Source organism: Candidatus Contendobacter odensis Run_B_J11 (assembly GCF_000531125.1).
Classification (GTDB): domain Bacteria; phylum Pseudomonadota; class Gammaproteobacteria; order Competibacterales; family Competibacteraceae; genus Contendibacter; species Contendibacter odensensis.
The window spans coordinates 1-21,717 of record NZ_CBTK010000190.1; the positions used below are offsets into that span (position 1 = coordinate 1).

The 21,717-nt window shown below is 58.4% G+C and carries 18 protein-coding genes; 8 read left to right on the forward strand and 10 right to left on the reverse strand.

Translation table 11 applies throughout. The features are described from left to right. Positions 1-245: IS200/IS605 family transposase (tnpA, locus tag BN874_RS11695; RefSeq protein WP_034433503.1), on the forward strand; the 245-nt coding region annotated here is incomplete at its 5' end. Between the two features lie 258 nt (positions 246-503). On the opposite strand, the gene BN874_RS11700 is transcribed toward tnpA, so the two are convergent. From BN874_RS11700 to BN874_RS11710, 3 genes are all read right to left on the reverse strand, one after another. Continuing rightward, positions 504-806 carry a protein phosphatase 2C domain-containing protein gene (locus BN874_RS11700; protein ID WP_195912177.1) on the reverse strand — a complete coding sequence of 101 codons (303 nt, stop codon included), beginning with the start codon at positions 804-806 and terminating at the stop codon, positions 504-506. Positions 807-894: 88 nt separating this feature from the next. Further along, a complete protein-coding gene (gene folA / locus BN874_RS11705; protein WP_034433505.1) occupies positions 895-1,386 on the reverse strand; it encodes a type 3 dihydrofolate reductase in 492 nt (163 codons plus the stop codon). Beyond that, positions 1,383-2,216 (reverse strand): symmetrical bis(5'-nucleosyl)-tetraphosphatase, encoded by an 834-nt coding sequence (locus tag BN874_RS11710; RefSeq protein WP_034433506.1) that lies wholly within the window; start codon positions 2,214-2,216, stop codon positions 1,383-1,385. The genes folA and BN874_RS11710 overlap by 4 nt, the downstream gene beginning before the upstream one ends. A gap of 331 nt (positions 2,217-2,547) precedes the next feature. Here BN874_RS11710 and BN874_RS11715 point away from each other — a divergent pair, with 331 nt between their 5' ends. Together BN874_RS11715 and BN874_RS11720 are read left to right on the forward strand one after the other, a co-directional pair. Continuing rightward, the gene (locus BN874_RS11715; protein WP_034433507.1) at positions 2,548-5,892 is read left to right on the forward strand and encodes a trifunctional glycoside hydrolase family 18/polysaccharide deacetylase/glycosyltransferase family 2 protein; all 3,345 of its coding nucleotides are present in this window, start codon (positions 2,548-2,550) and stop codon (positions 5,890-5,892) included. Between the two features lie 3 nt (positions 5,893-5,895). Continuing rightward, positions 5,896-6,996, forward strand: a complete 1,101-nt coding sequence (locus tag BN874_RS11720; protein WP_081756343.1) for a glycoside hydrolase family 26 protein — start codon at positions 5,896-5,898, stop codon at positions 6,994-6,996. Here the strand turns inward: BN874_RS11720 and BN874_RS22610 are convergent. Then, complete coding sequence (locus tag BN874_RS22610) at positions 6,989-7,291, reverse strand: RBBP9/YdeN family alpha/beta hydrolase (protein WP_051497756.1); 303 nt, start codon at positions 7,289-7,291, stop codon at positions 6,989-6,991. The genes BN874_RS11720 and BN874_RS22610 overlap by 8 nt on opposite strands. A 299-nt stretch (positions 7,292-7,590) precedes the next feature. Then, entirely contained in the window at positions 7,591-8,238 is a 648-nt protein-coding gene (gene pyrE / locus BN874_RS11730) for an orotate phosphoribosyltransferase (protein ID WP_034433508.1), read from the reverse strand. Between the two features lie 81 nt (positions 8,239-8,319). Here pyrE and BN874_RS11735 point away from each other — a divergent pair, with 81 nt between their 5' ends. Both BN874_RS11735 and BN874_RS11740 read left to right on the forward strand, forming a co-directional pair. Next, entirely contained in the window at positions 8,320-9,093 is a 774-nt protein-coding gene (locus tag BN874_RS11735) for an exodeoxyribonuclease III (protein ID WP_034433510.1), read from the forward strand. Next, on the forward strand, positions 9,083-10,345 hold the full coding sequence (locus BN874_RS11740; RefSeq protein ID WP_051497757.1) for an AmpG family muropeptide MFS transporter: 1,263 nt from the start codon (positions 9,083-9,085) through the stop codon (positions 10,343-10,345). Before BN874_RS11735 ends, BN874_RS11740 begins: the two co-directional genes overlap by 11 nt. Before the next feature lie 25 nt (positions 10,346-10,370). On the opposite strand, the gene BN874_RS11745 is transcribed toward BN874_RS11740, so the two are convergent. The 5 genes from BN874_RS11745 to yrfG form a co-directional block, all read right to left on the reverse strand. Continuing rightward, positions 10,371-11,150: a metal-dependent hydrolase gene (locus tag BN874_RS11745; RefSeq protein WP_081756344.1), complete on the reverse strand. Its 780-nt coding sequence runs from the start codon at positions 11,148-11,150 to the stop codon at positions 10,371-10,373. Position 11,151: 1 nt separating this feature from the next. Further along, on the reverse strand, positions 11,152-12,282 hold the full coding sequence (locus BN874_RS11750; protein WP_034433512.1) for a DUF2333 family protein: 1,131 nt from the start codon (positions 12,280-12,282) through the stop codon (positions 11,152-11,154). Positions 12,283-12,328: 46 nt separating this feature from the next. Further along, complete coding sequence (locus BN874_RS11755; RefSeq protein ID WP_034433513.1) at positions 12,329-15,136, reverse strand: valine--tRNA ligase; 2,808 nt, start codon at positions 15,134-15,136, stop codon at positions 12,329-12,331. A 183-nt stretch (positions 15,137-15,319) separates the two neighbouring features. Next, positions 15,320-15,973: a hypothetical protein gene (locus BN874_RS11760; protein WP_051497758.1), complete on the reverse strand. Its 654-nt coding sequence runs from the start codon at positions 15,971-15,973 to the stop codon at positions 15,320-15,322. A 211-nt stretch (positions 15,974-16,184) separates the two neighbouring features. After that, entirely contained in the window at positions 16,185-16,850 is a 666-nt protein-coding gene (gene yrfG, locus BN874_RS11765) for a GMP/IMP nucleotidase (RefSeq protein WP_268258832.1), read from the reverse strand. A gap of 105 nt (positions 16,851-16,955) precedes the next feature. Here yrfG and cysQ point away from each other — a divergent pair, with 105 nt between their 5' ends. The 3 genes from cysQ to BN874_RS11780 all read left to right on the forward strand — a co-directional run bounded on the left by cysQ (position 16,956) and on the right by BN874_RS11780 (position 21,716). Then, the gene (cysQ, locus tag BN874_RS11770; protein ID WP_051497759.1) at positions 16,956-17,813 is read left to right on the forward strand and encodes a 3'(2'),5'-bisphosphate nucleotidase CysQ; all 858 of its coding nucleotides are present in this window, start codon (positions 16,956-16,958) and stop codon (positions 17,811-17,813) included. 46 nt (positions 17,814-17,859) lie between these two features. Continuing rightward, complete coding sequence (zapE, locus tag BN874_RS11775) at positions 17,860-18,969, forward strand: cell division protein ZapE (RefSeq protein WP_034433515.1); 1,110 nt, start codon at positions 17,860-17,862, stop codon at positions 18,967-18,969. 182 nt (positions 18,970-19,151) lie between these two features. Further along, positions 19,152-21,716, forward strand: coding sequence for an EAL domain-containing protein (locus BN874_RS11780; RefSeq protein WP_051497760.1), 2,565 nt, complete (start codon positions 19,152-19,154; stop codon positions 21,714-21,716). Position 21,717 lies beyond the last annotated feature (1 nt).

Here is a 21,717-nt window from a genome sequence, read left to right on the forward strand (position 1 = left end):
TCGCTGAGATTCCACCGCATGTCTCGGTCAGTGACTTTGTGAAAGTGGCCAAAGGGCGCAGTTCGCGGAAGGTTCAGCAGGAGTTTCCAGAAATGAGCCGACGGTATTGGGGTAGGCATTTTTGGGGTAGGGGATTTTTCAGTACGACGAGTGGAAACGTCACCGACGAGATGATCAATGACTACATCAATGGCCATGTCGATGCGCACAAATCGGATAATGAAAACAACATCACGTTGGAGTGAGGAACACTCTTTAGAGTGCTTCGCGGCTTCCAGCCTAGATTTCAACCTACCGGCTTCCAGCCGGTAGTAGTTGAGTTAAAAAGACCGGGAACTGCTGTTCGTGGTGAGCTTGTCGAACCATGAAAGCTTAAGTTTCAGTGATTTCGGATTTTCCGTTCATCGATCTTCGCCATGTCGGGATGGTCAATCTGTTTGGCCCGTAATTCCTGAAAGTTCACCAGCACGGGGCTTCGGCAAAAGTCCTACCGCTGGTTAGCTTCACGTCCTTGTTCGCAGGCTGCTCTGGTAAGCCGGCACGTCGGGGTGCGCCCGCAACAGGTGTTGCAGGGTATCGGGCGCGAGCTCTTCGGGGGATTTTGCATTCCAGCCGCTTAGCAAGGTGTTGATCGCCAACCAACTTGCTTCCTTGCCCAGCGCGTGATCGCCTATGCCGTCGGCGACCACTACCAGAACTCCATCGGGATTGCGCAAGTCGGAGAAGCCGAAACTGTCCTGCTGCTGTTCGCGGTCGCCTTGATGTTGCGCGTTACCGGGAACGAGGCGTGTGGGGTGGAGAGTCATATTCACGGGTGCGGGGGAGTGGAGATACTGGCGCTTAATCATTCATTCGACATCGCCCGAACGGTTTTGGACCCGATCAGAACACGCCCTAAATCCGCTGCCAGCGCTGAAAGCAGTACGGCCAAGCGTGTTCCGCATCCGCCGGATGTTGCTCTTCCCAATCCAGCCGCCAGTCCAGCGAATCCCATTGCGGAAACCAGACATCGCCCGGCACGCCGGCGTCCACTCGCGTCAGATACATTCGGTCGGCCAGCGGCAAGGTCTGCCCATACAACAACGCCCCGCCGATCACCATTACCTCAGCGCCGGTGCCCGCTTCACTCAAAGCCGCATCCATGGAATGAACTACGGAACAACCCGGAGCGAGATAGCCCGGATCACTGCTCAACACCATCATGCGACGACCGGGCAAAGGACGACCGATCGATTCCCAAGTGCGCCGTCCCATCAGCAGCGGCTTGCCTAGTGTCGTCTGCTTGAAGAAGCGCAAATCCGCCGGCAAATGCCAGGGCAGGCGGTTATCGCGACCGATAACCCGGTTGCGCGCTAATGCGGCAATCAGACTCAGTGACGGAATCATATCGGTAGCGGCGGCAGGTTAAGGGCCGGGACACTCCAAGCCGGGACCTGCGGATCATCCAGGCGGATGGCGGTCAGCCGGTTGCCCCAGACACAACCGCTATCGAGTGCGTAAATGCCGGGTGCCCGATAGTAGCCTAAGGATGCCCAGTGGCCGAATACGATATTAAGATGGGTGTTATGCCGATCCGGCACGGCGAACCACGGCCACAGTCCTTTATCCTGACTGCCCGGCGGTCCCTTCTCGGCCAAGGACAGTGCGCCGTCCGCAGTGCAAAACCGCATCCGGGTCAGGGCGTTGACGGTGAAGCGCAGCCGGTCATAGCCGCTCAAATCGCTCTTCCAGCGGCGCGGTTCGCTGCCGAACATCCTCCCCAGAAAATCCTGATAGTTCGGCCCGCGCAAGGCAGCTTCCACCTCCGCTGCACCGCGTTGCGCCAAAGCCAAATCCCACTGCGGCGGCAACCCCGCATGAACCATGGTGAAGCCGAGTACCGAATCGTGATGCAGCAGCGGGCAATGACGCAGCCAGCCCAATAAACTATCCCGATCCGGCGCGTCGAGGATCGACTGGAAGGTGTCCTTGCGCTTGGGCTTGACCTGCCCGGCGGCGACGGCCAGCAGGGTCAAATCGTGATTGCCCAGCACTGCCACCGCCTGCTCGCCCAACCCATGCAGCAACCGCAACACTTCTACCGAATGCGGGCCACGGTTCACCAGATCGCCGACCAGCCATAAGCGGTCGGCGGCAGGATCAAAGCGCAGCAGATCAAGCAACCGTTGCAGCGGGTCGTAACAACCTTGAATATCACCGATGGCGTAAACAGCCATTATTTGTTCTCTTCAGGGCGATGTCGGGCGTGGCGGCGGGGCAAGCTGATCGAGGATGCGCCGGGTCATGGCCTCGCCAGTCAGGATACTGTTTGCAGGGCGACATCTTCCTCTGTTCTCATTATTCTCCAATGACGCCTTGGCAACCGTCAGCGATGCATGCGGCCAAGTCGGGAGGTGCGATAGCGACCCTATGCGCCCCCGACGCCGCACATTAGCACTGCATCGCGTTTTTCATGCGAAAATGCACACGTTCGGAACTGAAAGTCGCATTGTGCCGTAATTTTTTGCCGGACAGCTTCGAAATCAGTTGCGAGAGAGGTAAGACTCCTTGGATCAGACCCGGTTTGTTTTTTTTGATTTTAACGGCAAGCGATGGAATCAAGTACGCCTTGCAACCCTGTTGGGGGCGGCGCTCATCCTGATTCTGCTGATCGTCTTCATCCGCGCCGTTCTTGTTCTCCCGAAGTTGGGAAAAACCGAGGCGCTCCCTCATCCCGAAGCGGGGTTTCACGCTACGACGCGATTGCAGGAATCCATCCCGTTATCGTTGCCTCCACCGGATCGGCTTCGCCAAAAATCGGGGAGTCCCGCTAAATCGCTTATTCCCAGACCACCTATTACCGCTGAGGATCCAGTATTCCTGGCATTTTATGCGCCGTGGAAGACGGCAGGCTTCGAATCACTCAAGTCTCACTACCGGGATATTACCCATCTGGCGCCCGAATGGTTTTCGATGAAAAGTTTCGAGGAGCCTCTCGTTGCTGATCCTGATGGGCAGATTGCCAGATTCAGCACTTCGACCGGGGTGAAGCTGCTGCCGCTGCTGTCAAACCTTAACAACAACAATTGGCAACCGGAAATCGTAGAGGATCTGGCCCGACATCCAGAGAAAAGGCTGTCCTTCTTCGAGAAGCTTAAAGATGAGTTACAGGCCGTTGACGCAGCGGGCGTCCTGATCGACTGGCAGCAGGTGGATCCAATTTATCAAAAAGAGTTTACGTCACTCCTGGCCGACCTGGCGGATTACCTCCATGCTGAGCAACTTGAACTCTGGCTCTGTATCCCGGTTGGCAATGATATTGCGATTTTCGACCTCGATGCGCTCGCCGGGGTGGTGGATCGGTTTGTTGCGCTGCTCTATGACGAAAATGGCGAGGATGATTCCGCTGGTCCTACCGCCTCTTTGCCTTGGTGGAATGAATGGCTGGAGGTGTTGCTGGAGCATGGTGATCCCAAGCAGTGGGTCGTGGGTATCGGCAACTACGGCTATGACTGGCCCGAAGGTGGTCAGACAGCAACCCTGAGCTTTGAGGACGCCATGGCCCGCACTCGGTTGGCGGGAACTCAAACGGTCAGCGTCGAACCGCCCCTTTACCAACCGCATTTCACCTATGAAGAGAGTGGCGTCCTGCACACAGTCTGGTTCCTTGACGCCGTGACCTTCCGCAACCAATACGCCATCGCCCTCAACAAGGGGGTCGGCGGCGTGGCGCTGTATCGTCTGGGTCACGAAGACCCTGCGGTTTGGTCATTGATTGCCAATTCTGGCCTGAATTCCAGCGTACTGGAGCCGCTTACGCCTGCCGACACCGTAGCCAACATCGGCAAAGGCGATGTACTCACCGCTGTCAATCAACGGGAACCTGGCCATCGCCGAATCACTGCGTCCACCACTGCGCCCTGGGAAGCTCGTTATGAAAAATTTCCAAGCTATCCAATTATCTATCATCGTGGCGGCGGGCCAACAAACCAAGTGGTGCTGAGCTTTGACGATGGCCCCAACCCGGTTTGGACCCCGCGTATCCTCGACATCCTCAATGCGGAGGGCGTGAAAGCGGTCTTTTTCGTGGTGGGGAGCCAGGCGGTTGAACATCCGGCGCTCATCCGCCGCATCATCGCCGAGGGTCACGAACTGGGTAATCACTCCTACTCGCATCCCGACCTTGCCAAAGCCACCGAACAGCGCACCGTGTTTGAACTCAATGCGAATCAGCGGATTCTCGAAGGGATTGCGGGCGTTTCAACCCTGCTGTTTCGCCCGCCGTATCACGCTGACACCTATCCTGAGTCATTCACTGAATTTATGACCCTGGTGAAAGCGCAGGAACTGGGCTATCTGACGGTAGCTGAGAGCATTGATAGCGAGGACTGGAACGAGCCAACGCCCGATACTGTTTTTGAGCGGGTGAAGGCACATCGCGCCGAAGGCAATATCATCCTGCTCCACGATGGCGGCGGCGACCGTTCCGCCACGGTTGAGGCGTTGCCGCGCATCATCCGCTATCTGCACAACCGGGGCGACCAGATCGTGACGGTTGGGACGTTGCTCAATCTGCCGCGTGAGGTGCTGATGCCGCCCATCCCCGCCGATGATCCGGCAAATTCCCGGTTGGTCGCGCAGACCGGACTTAACCTGATGCAAAAGATGGAAGCGCTGGCCTGGACGTTCATCGTCGGGGCGACCCTGCTGTTATTCCTGCGCAATGTACTGGTGGCAATCCTGGCGCTGCGGCACCAGCAGATCGAACAACGGCAGCCGTCCGCCCCAACCCTTCGGCAGCCAGTGTCGGTGGTGATCGCCGCATACAACGAGGCCAAAGTGATCGCGTCCACCCTGCGGTCGATCCTGGCCAGTGACTACCCTGGCCGGTTAGAGATCATCGTGATTGATGACGGTTCGACCGATAACACCTTGGCGATTATTCAGGAGCTGGCAGCGCAGGAGCCACGGGTTCGGGCGTTCACCCAACCCAATCGGGGAAAAGCGTATGCCTTGCAGCGGGCGCTGGGGATGGCCCGCCATGAATTGATCGTTATGCTGGACGCCGATACCCAGTTTCAGCGGGAGACCATTCGCTTCCTGGTCGCGCCGCTGGCACAGCCCGCCGTCGGCGCGGTCTGCGGGCATATTCGGGTCGGCAATCTGAGCTCGTGGATCGCTCGCTTTCAGTCGCTTGAATACATTTGCGGCTTCAACCTGGATCGGCGTGCCTATGACTACTGGAATGCGATTACGGTCGTGCCGGGCGCAACCAGCGCCTTCAAAAAGTCAGCCATCGCCAAAGCCGGTGGCATCGTCGCCGATACCTTGGCTGAGGACACCGATCTCACCTTTCACCTGCATCGGGCAGGCTACCAGATTCGCTATATGCCCCAGGCGGTGGCCTATACCGAGGCCCCGGACACGATACGGATATTGGTTCGGCAGCGGGTGCGCTGGGCGTTTGGGACTTTGCAATGCCTGTGGAAGCATCGCGATCTGGTGGGCAGCTTCAAGCATCCGGGACTGGGTTGGTTTAGTTTGCCGAGCGTGTGGTTCTGTCAGATGTTGCTGGTCGCGCTGGTGCCGGTAGTTGATGTCATGCTGATTCTGTCGCTGATTTGGGGAGCGGGCGGGGCATTGGCGGGCTATGCGGTGTTCTTCTTTGCGCTGGAGTGGGCGATGGCGCTGCTCGGTTGTCATCTGGAAGGAGAACCTCTGCGGACCTCGCTGCGGATCTTTCCAATGCGAATCGTCTACCGACCACTGCTGTGCTATGCCGTATGGGCCTCCATTATCCGGGCGTTGCGTGGCGCGTGGTATGGCTGGGGCAAACAGGATCGCAAGGGCACGGTAAACCCACTGGAGGATCGGGTTGAAACGACTCAGGAAACCACCCAAAAGGCGGCATGACCGATGAGAATGATCCACCTGTTGCTAATTCTGGCGACATGCCTCTGTGGGCCATCGGCTCATGCGCTCCCGCCGGAACCGCAAGGAGAAACCGCGTTGCACGCTGAGCCGCTCAAGCTGGTTATTCCAGACGGGCAGGCTTACGCCGGAGCCTATATTGACTTTGGCGAACGCGAGGACACCGTGACCCTGGAACAGATCGAACACTTCGACCAACTGGTGGGCAAGCAGCAGGCCATCGTGGCGTTCTCCAGCGACTGGGGTAACCAAAGCTTTCCCAACCAGCAGCTTGCGATCATTGCCAACTACGGCGCGGTACCGCTGGTCTACTGGTCGCCCTGGGATCGGCCAGTGCATGAGAACCTCCCGCCCGGCCAGCGGGGGCGCTTCGATCTGCGGACGATTCTGGCCGGCCAGTGGGATGGTTATATTGACCTGTGGGCCACCCGCGCCAAGGAGTATGGCCAGCCGCTTTTCGTCTCCTGGGGACTGGAGATGAACGGCGAGTGGTTTCCATGGTCCGGGGTTTTTTATGGGAAGGGCGAACCGGTGGAAGGTTGCGCCAATTGCTTTGCTGGCCCGGAGATGTTCAAAAAGGCTTATCGCTATGTGGTGGATCGGGTGCGGGCCAAGGGAGCGGCGAACATTCTATGGGTCTGGCACCCGAACAACAGCTCCAATCCTGACGAACCCTGGAATGCCATGGCCTCGTATTACCCCGGCCCGGACTATGCCGACTGGCTCGCGCTCAGCGCCTATGGCTCGCAGTATCCGACCGAGAACTGGATCAGCGTGGAGAGCGCAATCACTGCTTATTATAAAAAAATCAGCCAGGTAGATCCGAACAAGCCCATCATGCTGGGGGAATGGGGTGTCGGGGAGTTTCCAAAAGCGGGCGATAAGGCACAATGGTTCACCGACTTTTTTCAGCGGGCGCCCAAGGAATTTCCGAGGTTGCGCGCCGCAATCTTCTGGCATGAGCGCTGGCAGAACGGCGATCAATCCTTCAGCAATCTCCGGGTCAATTCTTCCGCCGAGGCGCTCGAAGCGTATCGAAAAGGAATTGCTGACCGTTTCTGGCTCTCCAGGCCCATTTTCAAGTAACAAGGGTTGTCAAGGTTCGCCGATGCCTCGCAGGCGCGGCGCGCCCCGCGGATGCGGCGTTGGATAACGAGACCGCCGGCGGGTGCTGAGCGCCCGCACGCAATTCACGCAGCAACGCCTCTCCTTCCGGCCAAGGGCCAAACCCCGAATCGACATTGATGTGTCCGGCCAACCCGAGGTTGAGCAGGCGGCTCCCCCAATGCTGGGCCAATTGTTTCGCCCGATCCAGTTCGAGGTAAGGGTCGTTGGCGCTGGCGACCAGAGCGCTGGGAAAGGGCAAGAGCCGCAGCGGCACTGAATTAAAAGGGTTCTTCGAGGGTTCTTGTGGAGCCGGCCTTGAGAGGCCGGTCTGGGCCTGCCAAGACGGCTAGTGGCTCGGTCTGCACCTTTGTAAATCAATCGGTTGCTTAAGAGTCTCCAACTATTAGACGCATTTTTGTGACATTAAACACTGGTTTTCACAAAAATCCTCGAAGAACCAAATAGTTATATAGCATCATGAAAGTGTCAATAATTATAACATAATGAAAATTAAAAGATAATTCATGTTAACAGAATAACGGCAAGCTGAAAGGCCTGGATATATCGACGCCCTTAAACCGCAATTCCATACCGCACCCGGTATGCCTGCATCGCGTTCAAATGAGTCGCATAGTCCGGTCGCTCCGCCAGATAGGTTACCAAATCCGCCAGCGTCACAATGCCAGTTACGGCAATCCCGTGGGCGTGTTCCACTTCTTGCACTGCCGATAATTCGCCCTGACCGCGCTCCTGCCGATCCAGGGCGATGATCACGCCCGCTGGAATGGCCTCGTGTACGTGCAGAATCTGCATCGTCTCGCGGATCGCGGTGCCGGCAGTGATCACATCGTCCACGATCAGCACCCGACCCTTGAGCGGGGCACCGACGATCATCCCGCCTTCGCCGTGATCCTTGGCTTCCTTGCGGTTGAAGCACCACGGCGCGTCGCGACCGTGATGCTCAGCCAGCGCGATGGCGACCGCCGCCACCAGTGGAATTCCCTTGTAGGCTGGCCCGAACAAGAGATCGAATTCCAGTCCGGCCTCGACAATGGCGGCGGCGTAACAGCGGCCCAATCGGGCCAGCGCCGCGCCGCTGTTGAACAATCCGGCATTGAAGAAATACGGGCTGATTCGCCCGGATTTGAGAGTGAACTCGCCAAAGCGCAATACGCCACACCCGATGGCGAAGTCGAGAAAGTCGTGTTGATAGTCCCGCATGGTTCGGATTCCGGCTTAATGATGAGGAATGCCGGTATCATAGCGCCCTTTGGGCTATTTCCACCGGAGCATCACCGCCGCATGCGGGTTATCACCTTCAACGCCAATGGCATTCGTTCCGCCGCCGGCAAAGGCTTTTTCGACTGGCTGGCTGGACAGGACGCCGATCTGGTTTGTGTGCAGGAAACGCGCGCGCAATCCCATCAGCTTCCGCTCAAACCCTATCATCCTGCCGGCTACTGCTGCCATTACCATGACGCCGAGCGCAAGGGGTATAGCGGAGTCGCCTTGTATGCCCGCCGCGAACCGGATGAAATTCTGACCGGTCTGGGCTGGCCGGAATGCGATGCCGAAGGGCGCTGGCTGGAAGCGCGCTTCGGCCACTTGAGCGTAGTGTCGCTGTATCTACCGTCGGGATCTTCCAGCCCGGAGCGGCAGGCGGTGAAATTCGACTTTATGGTTCAGTTGGCGGAACCGTTGCGGGCGATGCGCGCCAGTGGCCGCGATTTCATTTTGTGCGGCGACTGGAATATCGCCCACAAGGAAATCGATCTGAAGAATTGGCGGGCCAATCGCGAGCATTCCGGCTTTCTGCCCGAGGAGCGAGCCTGGCTGGATGAACTGTTTGGGCCGCTGGGCTGGGTGGACGCCTTCCGGGCGGTCAATCCAAATCCTGAGCAATACACTTGGTGGTCGAACCGGGGCCGGGCGCGGGACAACAACGTCGGTTGGCGAATTGATTATCAGGTGGTTACGCCCCATCTGGTGGAGAAGGTGCGCGCCGCCGCTATTTATCGCGATCAGCGTTTTTCCGATCACGCGCCCCTGACTCTGGACTACGACTATGCCCTCTGACGGCTCCCGGCGCTCTGGTCGGGACATTCTGCGGATTTGCGTCAGTGGCCGGATGTTGACCGCTCTGCTGATGGGCTTTTCCTCTGGTTTACCGCTGTTGCTTGCCACCGGCTCGGTGCTGCAAGCCTGGTTGAAGGAAACCGGCGTGAACCTTGGCACCATCGGTCTGTTTGCCCTGGTGGGTCTGCCGTATACGCTGAAATTCCTGTGGGCACCGCTGCTGGATCGCTTCATCCCGATTGCCGGCATGGGTCGGCGGCGTGGCTGGCTGTTGCTGATCCAGTTGATGTTGATCGTCGCTATCGTGGGGCTGGGGTTCACCGATCCGGCGCAAAGTCTACCGCTGGTGACGCTGGCGGCGTTTCTGGTGGCGTTCTGCTCCGCCTCGCAGGATATCGTGATTGACGCTTATCGGCGCGAATCGCTGGCCGACGATGAGCAGGGCTTGGGCGCTTCGTTCTACGTCAACGGCTATCGGGTCGGTCTGTTGCTGGCGTCCGGTGGCGGATTGATCCTGGCTGATTTCATCCCGTTTCAGGCGGTGTACTGGGTGATGGCAGCGGCGATGCTGCCCGGCTTGATTACAACTGTGTTTTGCGTCGAACCGCCGGTGGCGTCCGGTACGCCCCGCACTCTGCGCGATGCCGTAGTGCAACCGTTCGTGGAGTATTTCTCCCGACAGGACGCGGTGCTGATCCTGCTATTTGTGCTGCTGTACAAGGTTGGCGAGATGATGGCCAGCCAGATGACCACGCCGTTTTATCTGGATCTCGGTTTCAGCAAGACCGAGATTGGCACCGTGGTCAAGCTGTTCGGATTTTGGGCGACGGTGATCGGCGGGCTGATCGGCGGGGTGCTGATTCTGCGGCTGGGGATGTACCGGGCGCTGTGGCTGTTCGGGGTATTGCAGGCCATTGGGCTGAGCGGCTTCGTCATTCTGGCGCGGCTCGGTCACAGTCTGCCGGGCTTGGCGCTGGCGATTAGCAGCGAGAATCTGTTCAGCGGCATGGCGACCACCGCTTATGTCGCCTTCATGGCGACGCTGACCAACAAGAAATTTACCGCTACCCAGTACGCCCTGTTGAGCAGCCTGATGGGGATTCCACGGGTGATCGTCAACACTCCAACCGGTTATCTGGCCGGGTGGCTGGGTTGGGAAGGCTTCTTTTTATTCTGCATGGTGGCGACGGTTCCGGGCCTGTGGCTGCTGACCCGGTTCCGGGCGTGGATGGAGGCCGCTCAAAGGGCGTAGCACGGGCTTCCAGCCCGTGTTCCGTTCACGGGCTGGAAGCCCGTGCTACATCGTTCAATTTATCGGGAGTTGGTATTACCCGGCGCAACAACCCCGGAAACCAGGTCTCGCCGGGCCACAAGCGCTGAGTCATGTTGCCCGCATGGGCGCGATCCAGAACCAGAGCGGCGAAGGGTCGGGGCGAGGGGCAGAGCAGAAACAAGCCGATGATCACGCCATACAGCGCCACGGTGCCCACCGGCTGATTGAAACTGCCCAGACAGAATGCAGTGCCAAAGGATCGCTTCAGCAGCTTTTTCCCGTACAGGTTGACGCTGTAAAACTCATCCAGCAGCAGGTGAACCAGAAACCCCACTGTAACGAAGATGCCACAGATCCAAGCATGAGCCACTGCTGCGTTGAAACCGTGATAGGCCAAGGCGACGGTTGCCAGGCCGAAGCCGACGCCCGCCGGGACGGAATGAATCAACCCGCGATGGGTGGTATAGCGGATAAACAACTTGCGCAGGCCGTAACGGATACCAAAGTAACAACCCAGCCACAAGATGATCAGTTCCAGCAATGAATAGCGGGCGCCAAAGGTAAACACCAGCAGAAAGCCCGCTACCACTGCCAGCACATTGAAGGTAATGCGAATTGGAATGGAAGTCGGCGAATCAATGTCCGGCAATACCCCGCCGATCACCCCCAGCACGAAGTAGCCGATAACCGCCTGATGGGGCGCCATGCCGGTCATCACCAGCACCGTGGCGACCAGCCCGCTGACCGCCGCAGCTCCCATCAGGTGGGTATTGAAATCTGCCATCTCAACCCTGCAAGAGCAAATTACGCAGGTCGATGATTGCGGCATTGGCGCGGGAGATGTACGAGGCCAAAATCAATGAGTGATTGGCTATGGGTCCGAAGCCGGTACCGTTGAGGATCATCGGACTCCAGATGAAGGCTTGGGTATTCTCCAGTTCGCGGACGATTTGCTTGACCGAGACCAGCGCGTTCTTATCGTGGAGTACGTCGCCAAAATCCACTTCCAGCGCCTTCAGGGTGTGTAGCAGCGCCCAAGAGTAGCCACGCGCCTCGAAAAACACGTCATCAATTTTTAGCCACGGCGTTTTGATTTGAGACTCAGCCGGGGTCGGGGTGGACTGACGGGCATTGGGATCGCCAGCTAGATCGACATTAAAGCGGGTCTGGCCGGCGCCCGCCGCCAACCGCTGCGCCAGACTTCCCAGTCGCTTCTCGACCACTTGCAGGTAGGAGCTGAGATTGTCGGCACGGGTGAAGAACTGGCCGTCGAAGGCTTTGTCGTCGGCCAACCGGTTCAGGTAATGGTAGAGCGCCTCGGTTCCTGCGCGGTATTCCGATTCGGTGGACGGCAGGATCCAGGAATCCGAGTCGTAATTGAGCTTAGGCTCAGCTATCTGTAAATCCTTGTCCTCGACCGATTGGGTTTGCGAACGGCTGAAATCATTGCGCAGCGAGCGGGTTAGATCGCGCAATTCGGTCAGCGCGCCGAATTCCCAGTTCGGGATGTTATCCAGATAAACCCCCGGTGGGGTGAGGTCATTGCTGAGGTAGCCACCGGGTTTGTCCAGCAGAGTCTCGGCAATGCGGATCGCGGTGGCGGTGGTGACATAACCTGCTACCGGCTTTTTCTGGTTTTTCTTGTCGTCGGGCAGATTAGTGCCGCATGCCTCAAACTTCTTCCCGTTGTTTTTATCCAGGGCGAGCGCGTTCTCACAGACATCGAATTCGCCGGGCGAGCGCGACCAGATAAAGCCGAGCACCACTACTACGATGACGTAAGTGACTAGAAACAGGCCAGCGGTCCACCACAACCCTTTCTCTTTCCAAGTACGCGGATTATAAAGCGTAGCGACCTGAGTCACGGTTTTGCCCAGATTCGGTCTTTTCGCGGTTCCAGATTGTTGAGATTCCATCAGAGGGTTCCTTATTTTCGGTATAGGAGTGAATTCAGCTCACTGCTCACAACAGCCGGATGTGCGCTAATTGCTCTTCCAGCTTGGCTACGGCCATTTGGAGTTCCATCATCCGGGTGCGTTCCTTTTCGACGACCACCGCCGGAGCGCGAGCGATGAAATCGGCGTTGCCCAGTTTGGCGAGGCCGCGTTCGCGCTCTTGGCGCAGTTTGGCGATTTCTTTATCCAGACGGGCGCTTTCCGCCGTCTTGTCAATCAGGCCAGCCATTGGAATCAGAATCTTCATTCCGCCAACCAGCGCGATGGCAGCATCCGGCGCGGCTTTGTCTTCGCTCAGCCAGACGATGGATTGCAGTCGCCCCAGCGTCAGCAAGGCGCGCTGATGCCGTTCCAACCGCTCCCGATCGGCATCGGTACCGTGTTGCAGTAATACCGGTAGCAACTTGCCGGGAGCAATGTTCATTTCGGCGCGGATGCGACGCACCCCCAGCAGAAATTGTTGCAGCCATTCAATATCGGCCTCCGCTGCTGCATCCACTTGGGCGTGGTTGGCCTCCGGGTAGGGCTGGAGCATGATGGAAATCCCCTCGCCTTCGGCACCCCCCTTTGGCAAAGGGGGGTTAGGGGGGATTTTCCCGGCCAGCGGCGCGACCCGCTGCCAGATTTCCTCAGTAATGAACGGCATCAGCGGATGCAGCAGCCGCAACAGGGTTTCCAGCACTTGCACCAGGGTTTGCCGGGTGCCGCGCTGCGCCGCCTCGGCACTGGCCGGATCGGTCAGCACCGGCTTGGCCAGCTCCAGATACCAGTCGCAGTACTCGTTCCAGGTGAACTCGTAGATCGCCTGCGCCAGTTGATCAAGGCGATAGCCTTGCACCGCCGCGTTGGCTTCAGCAATTGTCTGTTGCAACCGAGATAGAATCCAGCGATCCGCCGCACTCCGCTCAATCGAGCCACCGTTCAGACCGGTATCCTTGCCTTCGGTGTTCATCAGCACATAGCGGGCGGCGTTCCACAGCTTGTTGCAAAAATTACGGTAGCCTTCCACCCGGCCCATATCGAACACGATGTCGCGGCCGGTGGTCGCCAGTGATGCAAAGGTGAAGCGCAGCGCGTCGGTACCGTGGGCGTGAATGCCGGCTGAAAATTGCTTACGGGTGGCTTTTTCAATGCGGGGAGCCATTTGCGGCTGCATCAGGCCGGTGATGCGCTTGGCGACCAGTTCCTCCAGGCTTACCCCGTCGATAATGTCGAGCGGGTCGAGTACGTTGCCCTTGGATTTCGACATCTTCTGGCCGTCCTGATCCCGCACCAGGCCGTGGATATAAATCTCCCGGAACGGCACATCGTCCATAAACTTCAGACCCATCATGATCATCCGCGCCACCCAGAAGAAAATGATGTCAAAGCCGGTAACCAGCACACTGGTAGGATAGAAGGTCTTGAGCGCCTCAGTATTGTCCGGCCAGCCGAGGGTCGAAAAAGGCCACAGCGCCGAAGAGAACCAGGTGTCCAGCACGTCGGAGTCTTGAGTGAGGCTCACCTTCGGGCCAATCCGGTGCTTCTCCCGAACTTCTGCCTCATTGCGACCGACGTAGACCGCGCCCTGCTCGTCATACCAGGCCGGAATGCGGTGGCCCCACCAGATTTGCCGGCTGATGCACCAGTCTTCAATCCGGTTCATCCAGTCAAAATAGGTTTTTTCCCAATTTTCCGGGATGAATTTGATCCGCCCGGTCTTGACCGCCGCAATTGCGGGGCCGGCCAGCGGCGCGGTTTTGACATACCACTGATCGGTTAGAAACGGTTCGACGATGGCATGGCTACGGTCGCCACGTGGCACCATCAGCTTGTGCGGCCTGATTTCTTCCATCAGTCCCAATTCTTCCAGATCGGCAACGATGCGCTTGCGCGCCTCAAAGCGATCCAGATCACGATACGGTTCCGGGCCGTTGTCGTTGATTTTGGCGTCAGCGGTGAAGATGTTGATCAGCGGCAGGTGATGGCGTTGGCCGACCGCATAGTCGTTGAAATCGTGCGCCGGGGTGATCTTGACGCAGCCGGTGCCGAAGCTCGGATCAACGTACTCATCGGCGATGATCGGGATTTGACGGTTCGTCAATGGCAGAGCCACATGCAGGCCGATCAGATGCTGGTACCGGGTATCGTCGGGATGGACCGCAACGGCGGTATCGCCAAGCATGGTTTCCGGGCGAGTAGTAGCGACCACCAGATCGCCGCCGCCTTCGGCCAGCGGATAGCGGATGTGCCAGAGAAAGCCGTTTTCTTCGGCGCTGGCGACTTCCAGATCCGACACAGCGGTATGCAACACCGGATCCCAGTTCACCAGCCGCTGGCCTCGATAGATCAGTCCTTCGTCGTACAGCCGGACGAACACCTCCCGCACCGCCGCCGACAAGCCGTCGTCCATGGTAAAGCGCTCCCGCGCCCAGTCCACTGATGCGCCCATCCGCCGCAACTGACGGGTGATGGTGCCGCCGGATTCCGCCTTCCACGCCCACACCCGGTCGATAAACGCCTCGCGGCCCAGATCATGGCGGGTCTTGCCTTCGCCGGCCAGTTGCCGTTCAACCACCATTTGCGTCGCGATGCCGGCGTGATCGGTGCCGGGCTGCCACAGTGTATTGCAACCCTTCATCCGGTAGTAACGGGTCAGCGCGTCCATCAGGGTGTACTGAAAGGCGTGGCCCATATGCAGAGTGCCGGTGACGTTCGGCGGCGGGATCATGATGCAGTAGGGCGCGCCCTGGCCGCTGGGAGCGAAATAGCCTTGCTCTTCCCAGAAGGCATACCAGCGGGGTTCGATGGCCTGTGGTTCGTAAGTCTTGTCCATGAGGGTCGTCGGATGATGAAGAGGGTGGCACGGTGCGGGGATGCGAAATGGCAAGCGGATGGTTGAAAAGTATAACCCAGCTTAGCTGCGTAAGGCGTCAGCCGGTGCAAGGGGTGCCGCTGACCACAAAAAACCCGCCAGAGGCGGGTTTTACCGGTTCAAACGACTCGGCTTGCAGCAGTCTTAATTGCTCACCTTGTTCTTAAAGCCCGGCCCGCGCTTGGCCGGCTTGGCCGGCGCCGGTTCCACGGTGATGGCCAGTTCCTCGACGTAGGTGAGTTTCACCTGATCACCAACATTAAGCTTGCTCAAATCCTTGTCGGCAGGCGCCTTGACGATCAAGGCGCGTTCCGGTCCCTGGAAGGTGATCTTGCGGGTTTTTTGGTCAATCGCCAGCACGTTGGCGAGAATCTCGACGGTGTTGCGCACACTGCCTCCCGGTCTTTGCCCCAGTTCAGCGCGGCTACCGCTGAGGGTGTCTTTTCTCGAGGTGATCCCGCCAGTGGTGTCACTGTTGATCCGCAACGCCACCGCTTCGTAGTATTTCACCGTCACCAAGTCGCCCACCTTCACTTGCGGCAGGTTGCGGGCTTCTTCACCAACATGGATAGTCGTCAATTTGCCTTGCTTGTCTTTGAGTGTGACCAGCCGCTGTTTGAGGTCCACTGCCCGCACGGTAAAAGTGGCGGTCAGGACTTCACCCACCTGCGCTTCTGGCGCCGCCGGCTGCGCTGCCATCGGCTTTTGAGTCGCTTCTGGCGCCTTATCGGTAGTGGCGCAACCGGTAGTCAGCAGCAGACCTAACACACCCAGCGCGGTCACGATACGGTTATTCATGCTTCATTTTCCTTGGTAAAACGTGAGAAGAGGAGGCCAAAATAAATATCCGGCGTGGAAGTGGCCGGTATTTGCAAGTTCCTGCTTGGCCGGCGTCACGCCTTGTGGTGTGACCGCACCCGCCAACGGCGCGAATCATAGCCGCAACCGGGCAAAGATTCGACAGTCCAGTGTTTTTACCTGGATGCCAGACCGTTTCAACAGATTTCGATCAATCGACCGGCAACAATTCAGAAAAATCGTGAATCGCCGAAAACTCACCCGGCGATTGGGGTGGCTGGGTGGAATCCGACCGCAGTACTGAAACCAGATGGGCGATCCCGTAGCTTCGCGCCGTTCGTAAAATCGAAAAATTATCGTCCACCAGCAGAGTTGTCGCCGGGTCAAACGGCTCCCGCTCCCGCAAGCACGGCCAGAATTCCGGCTGTTCCTTGACCAAACCCAAGTGGTGAGCGCAAACGATAGCGTCAAAATGGCCGGCCAACCGGGTTTTCTCCATCTTCAGCGCCAAACTTTGTGGATGAGCATTGGTCACCAGCACCACTCGGCGGCGGGCGGCGCGCAAGGCATCCAGAAAGTCCAGCACATGGGGATGCACCGCGATCAGATGCTCGATCTCGCGCTTGAGGGCTACGATGTCCAGCGCCAGTTCCCGGGTCCAGTAATCCAGGCAATACCAATCCAGCGTCCCTTCGATGGCCTGGGTACGGGTCGCCACCTCAGCGCGGGCCTGATCGAGTCGCAGGCCATGCCGTTCGGCGTAGCGCGCCGGAACCAGTTCCCGCCAGAAGTGATTGTCGAAACATAAATCCAGCAGGGTGCCGTCCATATCGAGCAGGACGGTGCGAATCAACGGCCAGGGCAAGCGCGTGGTCAAGGGTTGGAACTCCACCGGCAAGCGGTTCAGACTGCAAATTGTGTAGAATTGAAGATAGATCGTGTCGCATTCCGCGCACCCCCGCTTTATGAGGTTCCCTGCGTCATGCTCGACGCCCCCCACATTGATTTAGCCGCCCTGGTGGATCCGGTTCAGGCCGTTGCCAGGGAAGCGGGGCGTCATATTCTGGAAGTCTACGCCGGTGGCTTCAGCGTCACCGAAAAAGCCGACCAAAGCCCCGTCACTGAAGCCGACCTCGCCGCCCATGGCTCCATTCTGTGCGGGCTGGCGGAACTGACCCCCGATATTCCGATCCTGTCCGAGGAAGCGCCCGATGTCAGCTTTGCTGAACGCAGCCGCTGGGAATGGCTATGGCTGGTGGATCCGCTCGACGGCACCCGCGAGTTTATCAAGCGCAGCGATCAGTTCTCGGTCAACATCGCCCTGATCCACCGTCATGAAGTGGTGTTCGGGCTGATTCTGCTGCCGGTGGTCGGCATCTGCTATCACGCCTACCGGGGCGGCGGTGCTTATAAGCAATTGGTCGGAGCGCGTGCCCGACGGATTCAGGCGGCACGGGTTTGCCATTATCCGGTGCGGGTGGTGAGCAGCCAAGGCTCTTACAGTACTCGCCGCTTGCAGGATTATCTGAGCCTGCTCGGCCCGCACCGACATTTTTGCCTGGGCGGCGCCCTGAAATCCTGCCTGGTCGCCGAGGGCGAGGCTGATCTTTACCCTCGCTTTGGCCCTACCGGCGAATGGGATACCGCTGCCGCCCAGATAATTCTGGAGGAAGCCGGCGGTTATTTGACCGACACCCAGTTCCGACCACTGCGCTACAACGCCCGTCCCGTCCTGATCAACCCGGATTTTTTCGCCTTCGGCGATGTGACCCACGACTGGTCGCGGTACTTGCAGCAGCACTATCCGCGCGGGCGACCGCTTTCCCTTAGCAGCTATTAGCCCGACACAATAGCCATTAGCCCGTTACCCGATTTCGAGTCCTGCCATGCCCTACGAACGCTATCGCCGTGATTTGCAACAGGAAGGGTTTCAACATGATCCGGCCCAGGAACGCGCCGTTTTGCATTTGCAACGGGTTTACGACCAACTCCTGGCCCAACCGGAACCGGCTGCCAGCAAAAAACCGGGGCTGTTGGCGCGGCTGGCGGGCCGCGACAAACCGTCCGCCCCTGCGCCGCCGGTTCGCGGACTGTATTTTTGGGGTGGGGTGGGGCGCGGCAAGACCTATCTGGTGGACACCTTTTTCGACGCCCTGCCGTTGGAGCGAAAACAGCGCATTCATTTTCATAGCTTCATGCGGGCGGTTCACGCTGAATTGAAAGAGCTGCAAAGTCAGCAGGAACCGCTCCGAATTGTAGCCCGGCGCTTCGCCGAGAAAGCGCGAGTAATCTGTCTGGACGAGTTTTTCGTGTCCGACATCACCGATGCCATGCTTTTATATGGATTGCTGAAGGAGTTGTTCACCTGCGGTGTGACCCTGATCACGACCTCTAATATCGAGCCGGACGGTCTCTATAAGGATGGCTTGCAGCGCGCCCGTTTTTTACCGGCGATTGAATTGCTCAAGCAGCATGTTGACGTATTGAATGTAGACGGCGGGGTGGATTACCGGTTGCGTTATCTGGAGAAAGCGGAGATTTATCACTCCCCGCTGGATGACAATGCCGAGCGTGTTCTGAATGATGTGTTTAATCATATTGCGCCGGAACCGGGCCATCGTGGTGGCAATGTAGAAATCGAGGGGCGGTTTATTCCGACCCTGCGTGAGGCGGATGGCATCGTCTGGTTTAATTTCCGGGCGATCTGTGATGGGCCACGCGGCACTTCTGATTACATCGAACTCGCTCGCTGTTACCATACGGTGCTGATTTCCAACCTGCCGATCATGGACTGGCAAATGGAAAATCAGGCGCGGCGTTTTGTCAATCTGGTGGATGAATTCTATGATCGCGGGGTCAAATTGATCGTGTCTGCTGCCGCGTCGCCGTTTGACCTGTACCGGGGCGAAAAGCTGAAATTTGAGTTCCAGCGCACTATCAGCCGCTTACAGGAAATGCAGTCGCACGACTACCTGGAACGACCACATCTACCGTAGCCTCCGGTTTTCTTGGGGTGTGCTTTATTAAATACAGAACTTTCGCTAAACCGGTAAATTCGTCATACCCGCAAAAGCGGGTATCCAGGCTTTTCAGCGGCTTACTGGATTCCCGCCTACGCGGGAATGACGGAAAGCGAAAGTCCTGAAGTAGAAAACCCTGTTCAGAAGGTGTCGCTACCATGGCCGCTCTCATGCTCCCTGACCTGAAATTCCAACTTGACTCCGCCGCTACTCCAGACCACCCGCCCAGCGAGGGCCAGGCTCAGGCAGACATTGCATTGGAAAATGTGCTTCCGACGCTGACGCAGATTCTCGACCTCAATCCGGCAGCAACCTTTATCCTCCAGGCCATTCCCGGTAGCACTGACCATGCTTTTCAACCGCTGTATCTCAATCCGCAATTCGAGCACATGACCGGCTATACCGCGGCAGACTGGCGGCAACCCGGCTTCTGGGCCGCGCACGTTCACCCGGAAGATCGCCCGGTGGCGCTGGCAAACCAGTACCGGCTACAGCACCAAGGCCAGATCGAACACGAATACCGGTTTTGCCATCACGACGGCCATTACCTCTGGGTTAACGACCGTTTGGTCGCCCAATACGATGCAAAAGGTGCTATTTCCCTGTTGATGGGGGTGTGGTGGGATATTACCGGACGCAAGGAGACTGAAGCCCGTTTGCGCCTGGCCGCCAGCGTCTTCGCCGAAGCCCATGAAGGCATCCTCATTACTGACATTGATGCGAATGTCGTGGATGTCAACGCCGGTTTTAGCATGATGACCGGTTACTCGCGGGAGGAAATTCTGGGTCGCAATCCGCGTTTCCTCCGCTCTGGTCGCCAGCCGCCGGAGTTTTACGTGGCGATGTGGCAAACACTGCTCGACACCGGTGGTTGGCGCGGTGAAGTGTGGAATCGCCGAAAGGACGGTCAGGCCATCATCGTGCTGCTGAACATTTCGGCAGTGAAAGCCAACGATGGCATGGTCACCCATTACGTCGGGGTGCTGTCCGACTTGACCGCCTTGCGGCAAAGTGAGCAACGGCTGGAACACATAGCCTATTATGACCCCCTGACCCGATTGCCCAACCGCAACCTGTTCACAGATCGCATGTATCAGGCTTTGGCTCAGGCCGACCGCCAGAACACCCTGCTGGCGGTCTGTTACCTGGACCTCGACGGGTTCAAGCCGGTCAACGACACGCTGAGTCACGCTGCCGGCGATAAGCTGCTGATTGCCGTAGCCGAGCGCCTGAACCGTGGGGTGCGCGGCGACGATACGGTGGCGCGGATGGGCGGCGACGAATTCGCAGTGCTGTTGGGAGGACTGAGCAGCGTTGAGGAGTGCGAGAATGCCTTGACCCGCCTGTTGCGTTCGCTGAGCCGGCTTCACGTCTTTGGTGACCGCTCGTTTGAGATCACCGCCAGTATTGGCGTTACCCTTTACCCCAACGATGGCGGTGACACTGACGCCCTGCTGCGCCATGCCGACCAGGCGATGTACCTGGCCAAGCAGGCCGGGGGTAATCGCTACCTGATGTTCGATGCCGAGCATGACCGGCGCGCCCACGTTCACCGCGCCCAGTTATCCCGAATTGATACGGCGCTCACCACCGGTGAATTTCGTCTCTACTATCAGCCCAAGGTTGACCTGCGTGAGGGGCGGGTGATCGGCGCTGAGGCGCTGGTGCGCTGGCAACACCCCGAACGCGGGTTGTTGCCGCCCAGCCAGTTCCTGCCGGCTATTGAAGGTCACCCACTGCTGGCGAAACTCGATTGCTGGGTACTCGCTGAGGCCCTGAACCAGATGGATCGCTGGCAGACGCAGGAGGGGCTACCGCTTACCCTCAGTGTCAATATCTCGGCCACGACCCTGCAACAGCCGGATTTTCCCGACCGGTTAGCGGTGCGACTGGCGGTGCACCCTCAGATAGCACCGGCGCAGCTCGAACTGGAAGTTCTCGAAACGGCCGCGCTCAATGATCTCAATCACACTGCCCAGGTACTCGAACAGTGTGCGCGGCTTGGAGTGAGCTTTGCTCTCGATGATTTCGGCACCGGTTACTCGTCGCTGGCTTATCTCCGTCGCCTGCCGGTGCGCACCGTCAAGATCGATCAATCTTTCGTGCGCGACATGCTGACCGATGCTGAAGACATGGCGATTGTGGAGGGGGTGATCAGTCTGGCGCAGGCGTTTCAACGCGAAGTGGTCGCCGAGGGCGTGGAAACCGTGCTGCACGGCGCGGTGTTGCTGAAAATGGGCTGTGCGTGCGTACAAGGTTACGGGATTGCGCGGCCCATGCCGCCGGATGCGTTGCCAGATTGGGTTCAGAACTTTGATCCTCATCCGTTCCAGGCGCTCAGTCAATCCTTACCCTGGCTGCGGGAAGATTTGCCGCTGCTCACCGTAATATCCGACCACCAAAACTGGTGCGAGCAAATTGCTGCACAGTTGCGTGGTGAACGGTGTCCGACCTTGCCGACGCCCAATCATCACCGTTGTCACTTCGACCACTGGTGCAGTGGAGCAGGGCAGCGGCGTTATGGCAACCTGGCGGTGTTCCAGGCGGTCGAACGATTGCATCATCAGACCCACGTTCTCGCCCAGGAACTACTGGATTTGCATCGCGCCAACTCTGCTGTCGCGCTGGCGCGCCTGCCGGAACTCCACGCCGCCCGCGATGAGCTGATCGCGCAATTACAGCGGTTGCAGCAGGAATTGCAGATTTCGCACCTGAGCGAATGAC